General features: G+C 55.9%; 15 protein-coding genes. 9 read left to right on the top strand and 6 right to left on the bottom strand.

Annotated elements, in window-relative coordinates:
- Window positions 1-622: 622 nt before the first annotated feature.
- From ACTQ4R_RS07010 to guaA, 4 genes are all read left to right on the top strand, one after another.
- On the top strand, window positions 623-2,875 hold the full coding sequence (locus ACTQ4R_RS07010; RefSeq protein ID WP_441627184.1) for an ATP-binding protein: 2,253 nt from the start codon (window positions 623-625) through the stop codon (window positions 2,873-2,875).
- 59 nt (window positions 2,876-2,934) lie between these two features.
- A complete protein-coding gene (locus ACTQ4R_RS07005; protein ID WP_441627182.1) occupies window positions 2,935-3,756 on the top strand; it encodes a P-loop NTPase in 822 nt (273 codons plus the stop codon).
- Between the two features lie 200 nt (window positions 3,757-3,956).
- Window positions 3,957-4,535 (top strand): xanthine phosphoribosyltransferase, encoded by a 579-nt coding sequence (locus tag ACTQ4R_RS07000; protein ID WP_441627180.1) that lies wholly within the window; start codon window positions 3,957-3,959, stop codon window positions 4,533-4,535.
- Window positions 4,536-4,582: 47 nt separating this feature from the next.
- Window positions 4,583-6,124 carry a glutamine-hydrolyzing GMP synthase gene (guaA, locus tag ACTQ4R_RS06995; protein WP_441627178.1) on the top strand — a complete coding sequence of 514 codons (1,542 nt, stop codon included), beginning with the start codon at window positions 4,583-4,585 and terminating at the stop codon, window positions 6,122-6,124.
- 292 nt (window positions 6,125-6,416) lie between these two features.
- Here guaA and ACTQ4R_RS06990 read toward each other — a convergent pair whose 3' ends face one another.
- A complete protein-coding gene (locus ACTQ4R_RS06990; RefSeq protein WP_009247529.1) occupies window positions 6,417-6,947 on the bottom strand; it encodes a helix-turn-helix domain-containing protein in 531 nt (176 codons plus the stop codon).
- A gap of 514 nt (window positions 6,948-7,461) precedes the next feature.
- On the opposite strand from ACTQ4R_RS06990, the gene ACTQ4R_RS06985 reads away from it, so the two are divergent.
- Both ACTQ4R_RS06985 and ACTQ4R_RS06980 read left to right on the top strand, forming a co-directional pair.
- Window positions 7,462-8,349: an ATP-binding cassette domain-containing protein gene (locus tag ACTQ4R_RS06985; protein ID WP_441627175.1), complete on the top strand. Its 888-nt coding sequence runs from the start codon at window positions 7,462-7,464 to the stop codon at window positions 8,347-8,349.
- A gap of 84 nt (window positions 8,350-8,433) precedes the next feature.
- Window positions 8,434-8,931: a nucleotidyltransferase domain-containing protein gene (locus ACTQ4R_RS06980; protein ID WP_009247521.1), complete on the top strand. Its 498-nt coding sequence runs from the start codon at window positions 8,434-8,436 to the stop codon at window positions 8,929-8,931.
- A gap of 476 nt (window positions 8,932-9,407) precedes the next feature.
- Here ACTQ4R_RS06980 and ACTQ4R_RS06975 read toward each other — a convergent pair whose 3' ends face one another.
- Both ACTQ4R_RS06975 and ACTQ4R_RS06970 read right to left on the bottom strand, forming a co-directional pair.
- A complete protein-coding gene (locus ACTQ4R_RS06975) occupies window positions 9,408-9,950 on the bottom strand; it encodes a hypothetical protein (RefSeq protein ID WP_441627172.1) in 543 nt (180 codons plus the stop codon).
- Window positions 9,951-10,088: 138 nt separating this feature from the next.
- Window positions 10,089-10,421 (bottom strand): hypothetical protein, encoded by a 333-nt coding sequence (locus ACTQ4R_RS06970; protein ID WP_441627170.1) that lies wholly within the window; start codon window positions 10,419-10,421, stop codon window positions 10,089-10,091.
- A 129-nt stretch (window positions 10,422-10,550) separates the two neighbouring features.
- Between ACTQ4R_RS06970 and ACTQ4R_RS06965 the strand changes: the two genes are divergently transcribed.
- Window positions 10,551-10,793 carry an acyl carrier protein gene (locus ACTQ4R_RS06965; RefSeq protein ID WP_441627168.1) on the top strand — a complete coding sequence of 81 codons (243 nt, stop codon included), beginning with the start codon at window positions 10,551-10,553 and terminating at the stop codon, window positions 10,791-10,793.
- Window positions 10,794-11,026: 233 nt separating this feature from the next.
- Here ACTQ4R_RS06965 and ACTQ4R_RS06960 read toward each other — a convergent pair whose 3' ends face one another.
- The 3 genes from ACTQ4R_RS06960 to ACTQ4R_RS06950 form a co-directional block, all read right to left on the bottom strand.
- The gene (locus ACTQ4R_RS06960; RefSeq protein WP_441627166.1) at window positions 11,027-11,566 is read right to left on the bottom strand and encodes a tetratricopeptide repeat protein; all 540 of its coding nucleotides are present in this window, start codon (window positions 11,564-11,566) and stop codon (window positions 11,027-11,029) included.
- Between the two features lie 185 nt (window positions 11,567-11,751).
- The gene (locus ACTQ4R_RS06955) at window positions 11,752-11,973 is read right to left on the bottom strand and encodes a FeoA family protein (RefSeq protein ID WP_441627164.1); all 222 of its coding nucleotides are present in this window, start codon (window positions 11,971-11,973) and stop codon (window positions 11,752-11,754) included.
- 82 nt (window positions 11,974-12,055) lie between these two features.
- Window positions 12,056-12,268 (bottom strand): FeoA family protein, encoded by a 213-nt coding sequence (locus ACTQ4R_RS06950; RefSeq protein WP_441627162.1) that lies wholly within the window; start codon window positions 12,266-12,268, stop codon window positions 12,056-12,058.
- A 195-nt stretch (window positions 12,269-12,463) separates the two neighbouring features.
- On the opposite strand from ACTQ4R_RS06950, the gene ACTQ4R_RS06945 reads away from it, so the two are divergent.
- Complete coding sequence (locus ACTQ4R_RS06945; protein ID WP_441627160.1) at window positions 12,464-12,841, top strand: metal-dependent transcriptional regulator; 378 nt, start codon at window positions 12,464-12,466, stop codon at window positions 12,839-12,841.
- A 225-nt stretch (window positions 12,842-13,066) separates the two neighbouring features.
- Window positions 13,067-13,840 (top strand): nucleoside phosphorylase, encoded by a 774-nt coding sequence (locus ACTQ4R_RS06940; protein ID WP_441627158.1) that lies wholly within the window; start codon window positions 13,067-13,069, stop codon window positions 13,838-13,840.
- Window positions 13,841-13,903 lie beyond the last annotated feature (63 nt).

Genomic DNA, 13,903 nt, shown 5'->3' with positions numbered 1-13,903 from the left:
CTGAGCCAGGATCAAACTCTCTATAAAATGGTATCAACACGAACCGTAGTTCGAGCTAATCTTTTACAGAGCTATTTGTCATAGCTTCATGTTTTTTATAGTTACGGGCCCCGGTAATTGACTGAACCCGGCCCCGCAACTTCTTCGGTGCTCCTCTGCGATTTCTCACAGAAAAGCTTACCGTCTGGTGCTTTCTTTTTGTTACGTTGTTTAATTTACAAGGTACACGCCGTTCCCGGCGGAACATTGCTATTATACTAAACTTCATTCCGTTTGTCAAGAACTTTTTTGAAGAAGTTTTTTGACGCCCGGTCCGTTTCGTATCTCAGCAACTTTTTTAGTTTACCATACCGTTTCAGCTTTGTCAAGAACTTTTTTCGAAAGTTTTTCGACTCAACCGCTTCGTTATGACCGCCGCAGCGCTTACCGCGCTGACAGCTTTGTTAGAATACCAAACCTTCTCCCGTTTGTCAACGGCTTTTTACAAGTTTTTTTCGTTTTTTGAATAGTAACTATTCGCCCCGCTTATTTCGGTACTACCTCTGTGCAAAATAGAAAACGCTCTGGGCAAACGAATCCGTCCATGGTATAATGCTTTTTACCGTGATTCCTATACACAGGAGTGATCTCTTTGCTGATCCACCGCATGGCAGCCTCCTTTGGACAGCTGCAGAACCATACATTAGAATTAAAGGATGGTCTGAACATTATCCAGGCCCCCAACGAAGCCGGCAAATCCACCTGGTGCGCCTTTTTGACCGCAATGCTCTACGGCATCAACAGCCGGGAGCGGGACCGGGGCGGCTTTATGGCGGAAAAAAACCGCTACGCCCCCTGGTCCGGCGCCCCCATGGCCGGGCGGGTCGACTGCCGTTGGGACGGCCGGGACATAACGCTCATGCGCGCCACCCGCCGGCAATCCTCACCCATGGGGGAGTTCCGGGCCATTTATACCGGCACCGGCGACACCGTGCCGGACTTGACGGGGCAGACCTGTGGTGAGACGCTGTTGGGCGTCAGCCGGGAGGTGTTTGAGCGCAGCGCCTTTATCCGCCAAGCAGGCCTTGCCGTCACCCAGGACACCGGACTGGAGCGGCGTATCGCCACCCTCATTACCTCCGGCCAGGAGGATACCTCTTATACGGAAGCTGCCGCCGCGCTGAAGGCGCAGCTGAACCGCCGCCGCCACAACAAGACCGGCCAGCTGCCCCAACTGGAGGCCCGGCTGGCAGAGACGCAGCATCAGCTGGAGGAGATCCGCCGTCTGGAGGCGCAGCTGCTTCAGCTCCGCCGGCAGGCAGAGGAGCTTACCCGGCAGGAGGCGGCTTTGACCCGGGAGCTGGCCCTCCATGACCGCTGGGAGGCCCGGCAAAAGCGGCAGGCGCTGGCTCAGGCCCAGGCGGAGGCGGAGCAGGCCGCCCAGCTGGCCGATGGCATTCGCAGCCAGCTTCTCCGGGAGCGTATTCCCGAAAACGACACCATCAGCCGCCTGCGGGGAGCCATCGTCAATCTGGAGACCACCCGCAGGTCCGTGGACAAGGCCCGGGGCCAGCGGGACGCCGCCATGAAGGCCCTGCTGCGGGCGGAAGCCGCCGTCAGCGAAAGCCCCTTTGCCGGCCAGACGGCGGAAAGCGCCCAGAAAGAAGCCCAGCGCCAGCCGCCGAAGCAGAACGTTTCCCGCAGCCTGCTGATCCTGGCCATGATCTGGCTGGCCGGTGCGCTTGCCAAATACTTTTATCCGTCGTTTTTGCCCGCCGTCCGGCCGCCGCTTTTCTGGGCCGTGTGGAGCTGCGCCGCCCTGGCAGCCCTGGGAGGACAGCTTTTCCTGGCCCGCCGGAAAGTCGCCGCCTGGCATGCCTCCCGCCGCAAACGTTTCGGTACCGACGACCAGGCGGAGATCGCCGCTCTGGCGGAGGGCTATGTTCAGCTATTGGAGACCCGGGACGCAGCCCAGGCGGATCTAAACGCCAAATCCGCCACCGCCGACGCCCTGTACAGCTCTCTCACCTCCAATGAGCAGGGCATCTTGCTGGAGGTCCGCCGCTTCGCCCCCACCGCCTATGACATTTCCACCGCCGACGCCCTGCTGCGCCGGTGCGCCCAGCGCCGCCAGGAGCTGACCCGGGCGGAATCCGCCCTCCGGGAGGCCCGGCTCCGCCGGGACCTGCTGCGCCAGCAGCTGCCCGCTGATGAAGATGACGTGCTTCCCGCCGAAGCGCCCTCCGGCAGCCGGGAGGAGGCCAGCCGCCGTTTGGAGCAGATCCGTACCGCCCTGGGAGAAGCCCGTTCCGCCGCCGACCGTCTCTCCGGCCAGCTTCACGCCCTAGGAGACCCGGCGGTGCTGGAGAGCTCCATCCGGGACATGGAAGCGAACAGGGGCCGGTTGGAGGAGGAATACCAGGCCATCCGTCTGGCTCTGGACACGCTGGACAGCGCCAATACCGCCCTCCAAAGCCGCTTTTCCCCTGCGCTGGGGCGCCGGGCCGCGGAAATTTTCAGTCAGCTGACGGAGGGCCGGTACAGCGGTGTGGTGCTGGACCGCAGCCTCCGCCTGTCCGCGGAGCCCGCCGGAGACACCGTCTACCGGGACGCGGCGTTGCTGTCCGCCGGTGCCGCCGACCAGCTGTACCTGGCGGTGCGGCTGGCCATCTGTGACTTGGTGCTGCCGGCGGAGGCCCGGGTGCCCATCGTCCTGGACGACGCCCTGGCTAATTTCGACGACCGCCGCTGCGCCGCCGCCCTGCGCTATTTGAAGGAGACCGCCAAAACGCGGCAGATACTGCTGTTCACCTGCCACAGCCGGGAGTCGGATTTCTTCGCCGGAGACGGTGAAGTTTTCATTCAGCAGTTGACGGGATCGGCAAAGCAGGTATAAGATAGCTGTTGCCATACAATATTAAATAACGTGAAAGCGAAAAAGGAGTTATCAGCATCATGAGCGAATGCACCCATAACTGTTCCACTTGCGGCGAAAGCTGCGGGGAGCGGCAGGAGCCCCAGTCCCTGCTGAAGGAGCACAATCCCGCCGCCAGAGTGGGCAAGGTCTACGGCATCGTGTCCGGCAAGGGCGGCGTGGGCAAGTCCATGGTCACCAGCCAGCTGGCTGTCACCATGCGCCGCCGGGGCTATTCCGTGGGCGTTTTGGACGCCGACATCACCGGCCCCTCCATTCCAAAGGCCTTCGGCCTTCACGGCCAGGCCGTCGGCAACGCCCAGGGCCTCTTCCCCATGGAGTCCCGCACCGGCATCCAGATCATGTCCACCAACTTGCTGCTGGCCAATGAGACCGACCCTGTCATCTGGCGCGGCCCTGTCATCTCCGGCGTGGTCCAGCAGTTCTGGACCGATGTGCTGTGGAACTGCGACTACCTGTTTGTGGACATGCCTCCCGGAACCGGCGACGTGTCCCTCAGCGTGTTCCAGTCCATTCCCCTGGACGGCATCATCATCGTGGCCTCTCCCCAGGAGCTGGTGAGCATGGTGGTGGAGAAGGCCGTGAAAATGGCCGAGATGATGGAGGTGCCCATCCTGGGCCTGGTGGAGAACATGAGCTATGTGACCTGCCCCGACTGCGGCAAAAAGCTCCACCTCTTCGGCGAGGGCAAGACCGCCGCCGCGGCCGCCCGCCACAGCCTCAGCGTTCTGGCGGAAATGCCCATTGACCCCGCCCTGGCCGCCCTCACCGACGCCGGTGACATCGAGTCCTTCCAGGGCACCTGGCTGGAGGCTGCCGCCGACAAGCTGGAAGGCAAGTAACGCCCCAAACCGTGCCGTGTCTCCACACGGCACGGTTTTCCTGCTCTTTTGTCCGCGATGTCAAGGACTTTGTGGGAGAAGATTTCGTTTTTGTGGGTAAAAACAGTTGAAAAACCCCGCATAATTGGAGATAATAGGGCGAAGTCATTTTTTTCGGAGAGAATATCATCATACACAACAATACGAGGGGGATAACACTCATGCAGGAACTGAGAGAACGCATCGTGAAAGAGGGCAAGGTGCTGCCCGGCAACATCATCAAGGTGGACGGCTTTTTGAACCACCGGATCGACACCCAGCTGATGACCCACATCGCTGAGGAGTTCGGCAAGCACTTCAACATGGACGAGGTCACCATGATCCTCACCGCCGAGGCCAGCGGCATCGCCCTGTCCGCCATCGTGGCCCAGCACTTCGGCAAGCCCATGATCTTCGCCAAGAAGGCCAAGAGCGACAACATCGAGGGCGGCCTGTATCAGAGTGACATCTTCTCCTATACCTACAAGAAAAAAGTCACCCTGCTGGTGAGCAAGGAGTGGCTGTCCGCCGACGACAAGGTCCTCATCATTGACGACTTCATGGCCAACGGCGAGGCCATGCGGGGCCTGTGCGACATCGTCACCGCTGCCGGCGCCACCCTGGTGGGCATCGGCTGCGCCGTGGAAAAGGGCTTCCAGGGCGGCGGCGACCGCCTGCGCGCCGCCGGCGTGAATCTGAAGTCCCTGGCCATTATCGAGTCTGCCGAGCCCGGCAACATCGTTTTCCGGGAAGAGGACTGAGTCCGGCTCCCGCATCACCGCAGCATTTTACAAAAGGAGGAATCCCCGTGTCCCACCAGACTGTCATCGTCCTGGACTTCGGCGGCCAGTATAACCAGCTCATCGCCCGCCGTGTCCGCGAGTGCGGCGTTTACTGCGAGGTAAAGCCGTACACCACCCCCCTGGCCCAGTTGAAGGCCATGGACCCCATCGGCATCATCTTCACCGGCGGACCCAACTCCGTGTATCTGGAGAGCTCCCCCCATGTGGACCCGGAGATCTTCACCTGGGGCGTGCCTATCCTCGGCATCTGCTACGGCTGCCAGCTGATGGCCCACACCCTGGGCGGACAGGTAACGGAGGCACAGGACGATTCCGCCCGGGAATACGGCAAGACTCCCACCTATTACGACACCGGCTGCAAGCTGTTCAAGGGCCTTCCCGCCGAAGGCATCTCCTGGATGAGCCACGGCGACTACATGGCCAAGGTCCCCGAGGGCTTCGCCTTGACGGCTCACTCCGACGCCTGCCCCAACGTGGCCATCGCCGACGAGAGCCGGGGCTTCTACGGCGTTCAGTACCACCCCGAGGTCAACCACACGGAAAACGGCATCAAGATGATCCGCAACTTCCTGTACGAGGTCTGCGGCGCCGTGGGCGACTGGACCATGGAGGACTATAAAAAGACCGCCATCGCCGCCATCCGGGAAAAGGTTGGCAGCGGCAAGGTCCTGCTGGCCCTCAGCGGCGGCGTGGACTCCTCCGTGGTAGCCGCCCTGTTGGCGGAAGCCGTGGGTCGTCAGCTGACCTGCGTGTTCGTGGACCACGGCCTTATGCGTCTGAACGAGGGCGACGAGGTGGAGGCCGCCTTTGCCAAGTGGGACATCAACTTTATCCGGGTAGACGCAGAGAACCGCTTCCTTTTGAAGCTGGCCGGCGTCAGCGAGCCGGAGCGTAAGCGCAAGATCATCGGCGAGGAGTTCATCCGGGTTTTTGAGGAGGAGGCCAAGAAGATCGGCGCCGTGGACTTCCTGGCCCAGGGCACCATCTACCCCGACGTGATCGAGTCCGGCACCGGCGACGCCGCCGTCATCAAGAGCCACCACAACGTAGGCGGCCTGCCGGACTATGTGGACTTCAAGGAGATCATCGAGCCCCTGCGTCTGCTGTTCAAGGACGAGGTCCGGCAGTTGGGCCGGGAGCTGGGCCTGCCCGAGTATCTGGTCACCCGCCAGCCCTTCCCGGGTCCGGGTCTCGCCATCCGCATCATCGGCGACATCACCAAGGAGAAGGCCGACACCCTCCGCCTGGCGGACGCCATCTTCCGGGAGGAGATCGCCAAGGCAGGGGAGGACAAGAACCTGAACCAGTACTTCGCCGTTCTCACCAACACCCGCAGCGTGGGTGTCATGGGCGACGGCCGGACCTACGACTACACCCTGGCCCTGCGGGCCGTCACCACGGCGGACTTCATGACCGCCGACTGGGCGAGAATTCCCTATGACGTGCTGGACAAGATCTCCACCCGCATCGTTAACGAGGTCCAGGGCATCAACCGCATCTGCTACGACATCACCTCCAAGCCCCCCGCCACCATCGAGTGGGAATAAATCGAGTTGCTTAAAAAAGCCAGTGTTTATGCGGGTTTCAGCGATTTCGATTAGTCTTTTGATAACAAATTGATAACAGTCATAGCAAGTGCCATTATTCTTGTTATCCAGTGGTTTATGGGTAACGGAACAATTAACAGGTGGCTTGCAGACTAAAGTTCGGAGCTTGGCTCTGAACAAATTCCATATTATAAACTAAGCCCTTAGCTGTGGTTAATAACCATAGTTAAGGGCTTTTTTGTCGTTGCCAAAGCATCTGTAGGGAGCTGCCAGTGGCAGGTCCTGTAGGTGCTTATTTATCTTTCAAGTGGTCTTTGAATGCTTCCACGAGAGCGTCACTTAATTCCTGTGATGGAACTTTTGCCCAACGCTGTGTGGTGTCGAACTCTGGATAATGGTAACGCCAGTTATCGTATTCTTCTCTGTTGATTTCTTCGGAAGATAGCTTGTCTGCCTGTTCTTTCCAAGCATACAGCATTTTGAGGAGTTCATATGCTTCTCTGCCTTTGTCCTTGTTGACCTTTAAGCATACCTCTCCGTCTGCTTCACTGACAGTAAGACCGTAAATATCTTCAAGGGTAAACAGAGTGTGCATAAGACCGATATAGCTGTCTATGTCAGGAACATCAAGAGCCTGTGGAGAAACATCAAGCACCTGTGCCAATGCATTTGTAAGGTCTGCTTTCGGTTTGCGTGTACCAGTTTCGTACTGTGCCAAACGCACATCAGCACTCTTTTCTGGAAAACCGATTGCTGTACCGAGATACTTTTGTGTCATACCACGCATTAGTCTGAAAAAATGTATTCTTTCGCTGATAGCCATAATGATACGCTCCTTTTATATTTAGTGAAATAAGTATAGCAGAAATGTTTAGTGGAAGTCAAGAAAAACCGAAACAAAAATGTTTAATATTTTCTTTGCAACCACTTGACAATAGCAAATATGTTTAGTAAAATAAATTACGAATTAAACAAATATGCTTAATGCGACAACTGAATGACCGTCCGAAAAGCCAAACCGCCAAGACCTCGTCGGAGCAAGTTCCGTATCGTTCGCTTGTGTGCAAGCACAAAAGCTCATTCGCTGCACTGCTCCTCCTCTTCCCCAAAAGTCTCCGACTTTTCGGGAACCCCTATACGAGCGAGCGCCTGATGTACTGCGGTGCATTGGGACAGCACAGCGCCTGCCGACAAGCAGGAGTGCCTGTTGGAACTTTAACACGGAGAAAGCGGCAAGCAAAAAATTATTTTAAGAAAGGAAGAAAAAGGATATCGAGCAGATTATACGAAAAACAAAGGCGAGATATACCGTGGCAAAGCTTCCCTATAGACGCTATGTGGAAGAACGGCTTCATAAATTTGAAATCCAAAAACAGCGGGCACTGAGTGACCGTAGGGAGAAAAAGATTCGCGATGAAAAATATCAAAGAGTTATGCAGAGTGTACAAGGTGCATTAAGAAGTTGTACCAGACAAGCACCGTCTGTTGCCAAAAACTTAAAGGACAAAATGCATACGGTTAAGGCAATGGAACGAAGATTTGAAAAAGAAGATGAAAATATGACTCAGATGCCGGAACAGGAAGAAGCAATCTTTGTCAAATTAGGGGATGAAAACTCACACATTCCCGCAGGAAAAACGGTCATAGAATATGAACTTTCAAAGCTTGTGACTCCGGATGGCAAAAGAATTTTAGCAGAAGGAATTCATTTAAAAATAAAAGGTTCAGAAAAAATCTGTATGATAGGAGCCAACGGGGCAGGAAAAACGACTCTTCTAAAAAAGATAGCGGAAGAACTCCTAAATCGGAATGACATTAAAGCAGAATATATGCCTCAAACTTATGAAGACCTGCTGGATTTGGATGTTACACCGGTTGATTACCTTGATAAAACAGGAGATAAAGAAGAGCGTACAAGAATTAGAACATACCTTGGTTCACTTAAATACACACCAGATGAAATGGAGCATCCGATTCGGGAGTTATCAGGCGGACAAAAGGCGAAAGTGCTTCTCTTGAGGATGAGCTTAAGTGGTGCAAATGTTCTTATTCTGGATGAACCGACAAGAAATTTTTCACCATTGTCCGGTCCGGTAATAAGAAAAATGCTCCGAGAATTTCCGGGGGCTGTCATTAGCATTTCTCACGATAGAAAGTATATTGAAGAGGTGTGCGATAAAATATATCAGCTAAATCCTAATGGATTACAGCTAATTGGTGATTGATAACAAAAAGGATGAAAGACTGACAAATTTCAGGCTTTTAGTGAGTTGGAAAGCATACAAAGATTTGAATTTGGAGGATAGATTATGGTACGTACAGAAGATGCATGTGAAATTATAAAATATGCTTTGCAAAACGAAATTAAAGTATATTTAGATGGCGGATGGGGTGTTGATGCACTTCTTAAAAGAGAATCAAGAATACACAATGATATTGATTTGTTTGTTGAACTGAAACATTATCATGATTATATTTATGTGATTAAGCAGCATGGATTTGAGGAAGTAAATACTGATTATACAACGGATGGTCATACTGTCTGGAAAGATGATAAACAAAGAATCATTGATTTACATTGTTTTGAATTTACAGATGACGGAATTGTTTATGAGGGAGATATATTTCCATCAAAAACTTTTTCCGGTATTGGAAAAGTTGGAGATATAACTGTTTCTTGTATTGAACCATTGAGTCAGGTAATGCTTCATTTGGGATATGAACACGATAAAAATGATGTGCATGATGTGATGCTGTTGTGTGAAACATTTCAAATAGCAATACCAGATGAATATAAGGAAAAGTAAAATTTCAGTTTTGTGTTGAATCTCTAAGCAAAATAGCTTATAATTTGACATGCTACATATAGTTATTATCCACAGTTATCGAGTAGGTGTTATCAATGCCGATAACAAAATGATAACATTAGCTCGTATAGGCAGGATAATATGGATATATCAAATAATCAAAAGAACGAGAAACATTACAGAGAATAATTCCTAAACAAAAAGCGTTAGTCTTTGTAGAGTTTGAATGATTTCAGAGAAGTCAGAACCCCTTGAAAACCAAGGATTTTTGACCGTCTGAACCTCTCCGCGGAACGATTTGACAACATTTTTCATGATTCATAAGGAAAGAGCTGGCTGATTTAATCAAAATCAGCCAGCTCTTTCCTTTTATATGGTTTGGGTTGGAAAATTGTATATCCCGTCTGTCTTGCAGCATGAGGATGGCTCAACTGCTTCGGACAAATTCAAGCGTCGGGAAAAAATCAGACGGCCTTTCAGCTTTTATCGGTGTGGCCGTTTTTGCGGGAGTCGCGCTGGTTCAGAAATTCTTCAATAGCCCGGTCCTCCTCCGTCTCATTGGCCCGGCGGCGCTCCTCCCATTTTTCCAGTGCCCGGTTTAGGGGCGGCTCCACGGCGATCAGCAGCAGTCCCCAGGCGGCGCAGATGCAGGTGGTCATAGCCAAGGTACCGGAAGTGTCCATGTTCCAGACCCGGCCCTGCAGAATGTGTACACCGGCGGCAACGCCATTCCAGATCAAGGGGGCCAGCAGCGCGGCGGTGCCGACCCAGCGCATCAGATAGCTGAAGGCCGGGACAGACGGAGCCTCCGTCTCCTTCTTGACGGGAGCGGAGGGATGCAGTGCATCCTGCACCTCCATCACGTTTCTCTGAAGTCCGCTCACTCCGGCATTGATCTCCCGCACTTTCTGGAGAAGCTGTTTGTTCTCCTGCTCCAGGCCGGTCAGAATTTCTTGATGCTCGCACTGGAGGTTTAGGATCGTTTCCAGGTAGTCGGTCAGTTTCTTGTCATCATCCATAACAGTAACTCCTTTATGTGTTGTATTTCACGCCGGTGATAGGTCCGCCCTCTTCCCCCCAGCCCGGGAAGAGGGCGAGGACAGCAAGACATGGCAGATATCCCCCTTCCTCCGCCGGGTTCGGGCCGCTTTGCAGGCTTATTCGTCCCCCGGGCCTTCCCCCAGCTGGTCAACGGGATACTGTGCCTCATCTTCTGGAAAAACCAGGTCTTCTTCCGGATCAAGGTCCTCCGGTTCAAGGTCTTTGAGCTGCTCAGCCCCTTCTTTTTCCTGCGCCCCCCGGGCCATCTGGCCTTCGATGCGCTCCAGCGCCTCCTCGTACCAGGTGTCCGGCCAATCATTGACGCCGCTGCGGTTGGGGCTCATCTGTTTCAGCACCTCCCGGGTCACCGCGCCGCTGGTCAGCAGCTCCGTCAGCATGTCCCCGCAGCGGCTGTCGCCGCCCCGGACCCCGTCGTACAGCAGCCGCACCTTTTCCTGGTCCAGCAGGCCGCGCAGCAGGCCATACCGATTGGAAAGCCACGAACGATCAACGTACAGACCTGGCGTCTGCCGTCAAGACTTCCATTGCGCATGTTTTAGCAGGAAGGAGAAACGATCGTGAACACAACAGACATTTACGCAAAGATCAAGGCAATCCTGGCAGAACAGCTGAATGTGGATGAAGCCCTCATAAGCATGGACACCGCCATCCGATCCGATCTGACAGCGGATGAAAGCGGGCTCATCGATGTCCTGCTGGATCTGGAGGAGGCCTTTGACCTCGACATCCCGGATTCGGACTTTGAAGATATGGACACCGTGGGCGACATTGTGGAATACGTCAAGAACGAGATGGACTGAGGAAGCGGTTTGGAAGCCCGTTTTCCGAGGCGGCAGGTTCATACTGCCGGACTGTTTCGGCAGGCCTTGAGACCTCTGTGGTTTCAAGGCCTGCCTTTATGCGTTCAGGCCCGCCGCAGCGGGCCCCCGGGAGCCGTCTGACGGCAGGGAAAAGGCGCCGGACCCGCTTTGGATACAGGCGAGTGCCGCAGCTCCCGGGAGAGAAGCTGCGGCACATCCACGCCCGCTTTGTGTTAGTCAGACAACGCACATTCGGACACAAGAGCCTTCCGGTACAGCAGTGCCTTCCGGCGGTCTTTCGGCACGCCCCGGCCCTCCGCGTAGCAGTTTGCCAGCATCCGGAGGCACTTGCTCCGGTAGAAAAACGCCGCCTTCCCCTCATAGTGGCCCTCTGCGGCGGCGGTGAGCACACGGACCGCGCGTTCTTCGTCCGCCGGGACTCCCTTGCCCTCCAAGAGGAGCCGGGCCAGGTAGACCGCCGCTTCGATCTGATCGGGCAGGGCCTCCTCCAACCAGTGGAGAGCCTCCTCTCCGGAGATATCCTCTCCGCAGTACCCCAGCACGGAAAGCTCCTTATCCCATCCCATGACCTTGACGAAGAACTGCCGGCCGATCTCCAGCTGGGCATCCGCGCTGCCTTTCTTGGCGGCCTTTCGCAGGAGGTCAAGGGGCTCCCAATCTCCAAACCGGTCATGCTCCCAGAGAAGCTCATACAGGTGCCAGCCGGCCTGGCCGCAGCCGCCCAAGAACGCGCTCTCCAGCAGTTCTTTCATCAAATCCAGCAGCCAGTCCTCCTCTTCCCCGCGCAGGCTCCAGCGGTAACAGAGGCCCTGCAGTCGTCTTGCCGCAGTTCGGATTGCCCGCCAGCGCGATTTTGATATCCATAGCGCTCTCCTTTCTAATGTTAGTTTGGACTAACTCATGTGCTGAATGAAAGGCGGCTCTCCACCGCCCCGGTTTATCCCACTTCGATCATTTCCGCGTCCGCCCTGCGCACGCTCAGCTCATAGCCCCGGACGTTCAGCTCCATCGGGTCGCCCAGGGGCGCCACCTTGCGGACAAAGATCTCCACGCCCTTGGTGATGCCCATGTCCATGATGCGGCGCTTGACAGGCCCTTCGCCGTGGAGCTTCACCACAGTGGCGGTCTCGCCCACCTTCACATCTTTCAGCGTTTTCATATTCACACGCCTCCTCAAAAAAATTTCATACTGCATGCAGCTTTGCACAGGATCCCCCCTTGCTCCGGCCGGGGCAACCGCTTCAGATCATGACGCGGTTCGCCATGGTCCTGCCCAGCGCGATCCGGCTGTCCTTTACCTGCAGGATCAGGTTCCCGGCGACCTCGTTCACCACCGTCACGTCGCTGTCCACCACAAAGCCCAGCTCCGCCAGGTGCTGGCGCACCTCATCCCTGCCGGTGATCTTGCGGATAGTGACGGTCTCCCCCGTTTTTGCCATCGTCAGCGGCATCATACCATCGCTCCTCCAGAAGTTAGTAATAGCTAACTTCTGCTCAAAAATTTAAGGTTAGTTATCTCTAACCTCTAAGCTGTGCTTAGCTTAACACCGCTAACCGCCGCTGTCAAGGACCGGCTTTGAAAAACTTGCAAAGTTGGTCGGTTTATGTTAATCTTTTCGCAAACACCGGACCGCAAGGAGGATGCCTTTATGAATATTCACGAATCCGCGGAGGACTATCTGGAGCGCATTTTGATGCTGCGTCTGAAGAACGGCACCGTCCGCTCCATCGACATTGTCCGGGATCTGGAGTATTCCAAGCCCAGCGTCAGCATAGCCATGAAGCGGCTGCGGGAAAACGGGTATATCCAGATGGACGCCGATGGCCTGATCACCCTGCTGCCGCCGGGCGAGGAGATCGCCTCCCGCATCTATGACCGCCACCAGCTTTTGACGCAGTTCCTGGTCCAGCTGGGCGTCTCTCCGGAAAACGCCGCGGCGGACGCCTGCAAGATCGAGCACGACATCAGCGAGGAAAGCTACGAAAAAATCAAGGCGGCCACGCTTCGGATGCGGGGCGCCGTCTGACGCTGCCCGTCCCAGTCCAAGTCCTAAGCATCCGGCCAGCTCCGGCCCCCTTCCATGCCGGTCACGCGGTACAGCCGCCGGTTCCATCCGGAAGCGGCGGTCTGGTCCTTTTTCATCCTAACGGTCAACCTGCCGGTGCGCGGGGTGCCGTTTTTGCTGAAACGCCGGCGCAAGCGCTTGTGCCCGGAGCGGAGCAATACATAAAAGAAAAGGAGCGTCACAAATATGAACGAAACACAAAAAATGCTGCACGTGAATCTGGCAAAGGGAGAGGTGGGCCGCTACGCCATCATTCCCGGCGACCCGGACCGCTGCGAGCTCATCGCCGCCCACCTGGACAACCCCCGCCTGGTGACCCGCAAGCGGGAATTCACCACCTGGGAGGGCACGCTGGAGGGCGAAAAGGTCACCGTCACCTCCACCGGCATCGGCGGCCCCTCCACCGCCATCTGCGTGGAGGAGCTGCACAAGTGCGGCGCGGACACCTTCATCCGGGTGGGCACCTGCGCCTCCACCTGCGCCGATGTGCAGTGCGGCGACATTGTGGTGGCCAGCGGCAGCGTCCGCATGGACGGCACCAGCCTCCACTACCTGCCCCTGGAATACCCCGCCGTCCCCAGCTACCAGCTGCTCAAGCGCCTGGAGGAAAGCTCCAACGCCCTGGGGTATCACACCGTGGTGGGCGTCAGCATCACCAAGGACTCCTTCTACACCCAGACGGAACCGGAGACCAAGCCCGTGTCTGACGAACTCATCAGCCGCTGGCGCAGCTACGTGCGGGGCGGCGCCGTGTGCACCTCCATGGAGGAGTCCATTCTCTTCCTGGTAGGCACCAGCCTGGGCGTCCGCACCGGCTCCGTACTGGTCTCCGCCACGAATTTCGACGGCTCTGTCTCCCGCCGGAACAGTGCGGATGTCTACCCCACCAACAGCATCCAAAAGCCCATCCAGGTCGCCATTGAGGCCCTGCGCCGCGTCATTCTGGAGGACCGCGCGTAATCCTTACCGGCAGGCGCCCCGCGGATATTCCGCGGGGCGCTTTTTCAAAGACAATTTAAGCAA

Origin of the sequence: Dysosmobacter sp. Sow4_B12, assembly GCF_052116665.1 — a bacterium.
Lineage (GTDB): Bacteria > Bacillota > Clostridia > Oscillospirales > Oscillospiraceae > Oscillibacter.
Note: the sequence above shows the minus strand (reverse complement) of the source record. Positions and strands in the feature narration are given on the sequence as shown.

Coding starts and splice junctions, on each gene's coding strand:
- ACTQ4R_RS06980 (WP_009247521.1), top strand. CDS start 8,434: ATGGTACGTACAGAAGATGCATGTGAAATTATAAAATATGCTTTGCAA.
- ACTQ4R_RS06940 (WP_441627158.1), top strand. CDS start 13,067: ATGAACGAAACACAAAAAATGCTGCACGTGAATCTGGCAAAGGGAGAG.
- ACTQ4R_RS06950 (WP_441627162.1), bottom strand. CDS start 12,268: ATGATGCCGCTGACGATGGCAAAAACGGGGGAGACCGTCACTATCCGC.
- ACTQ4R_RS06955 (WP_441627164.1), bottom strand. CDS start 11,973: ATGAAAACGCTGAAAGATGTGAAGGTGGGCGAGACCGCCACTGTGGTG.
- ACTQ4R_RS06960 (WP_441627166.1), bottom strand. CDS start 11,566: ATGAAAGAACTGCTGGAGAGCGCGTTCTTGGGCGGCTGCGGCCAGGCC.
- ACTQ4R_RS06945 (WP_441627160.1), top strand. CDS start 12,464: ATGAATATTCACGAATCCGCGGAGGACTATCTGGAGCGCATTTTGATG.
- ACTQ4R_RS07000 (WP_441627180.1), top strand. CDS start 3,957: ATGCAGGAACTGAGAGAACGCATCGTGAAAGAGGGCAAGGTGCTGCCC.
- ACTQ4R_RS07005 (WP_441627182.1), top strand. CDS start 2,935: ATGAGCGAATGCACCCATAACTGTTCCACTTGCGGCGAAAGCTGCGGG.
- ACTQ4R_RS06975 (WP_441627172.1), bottom strand. CDS start 9,950: ATGGATGATGACAAGAAACTGACCGACTACCTGGAAACGATCCTAAAC.
- ACTQ4R_RS06990 (WP_009247529.1), bottom strand. CDS start 6,947: ATGGCTATCAGCGAAAGAATACATTTTTTCAGACTAATGCGTGGTATG.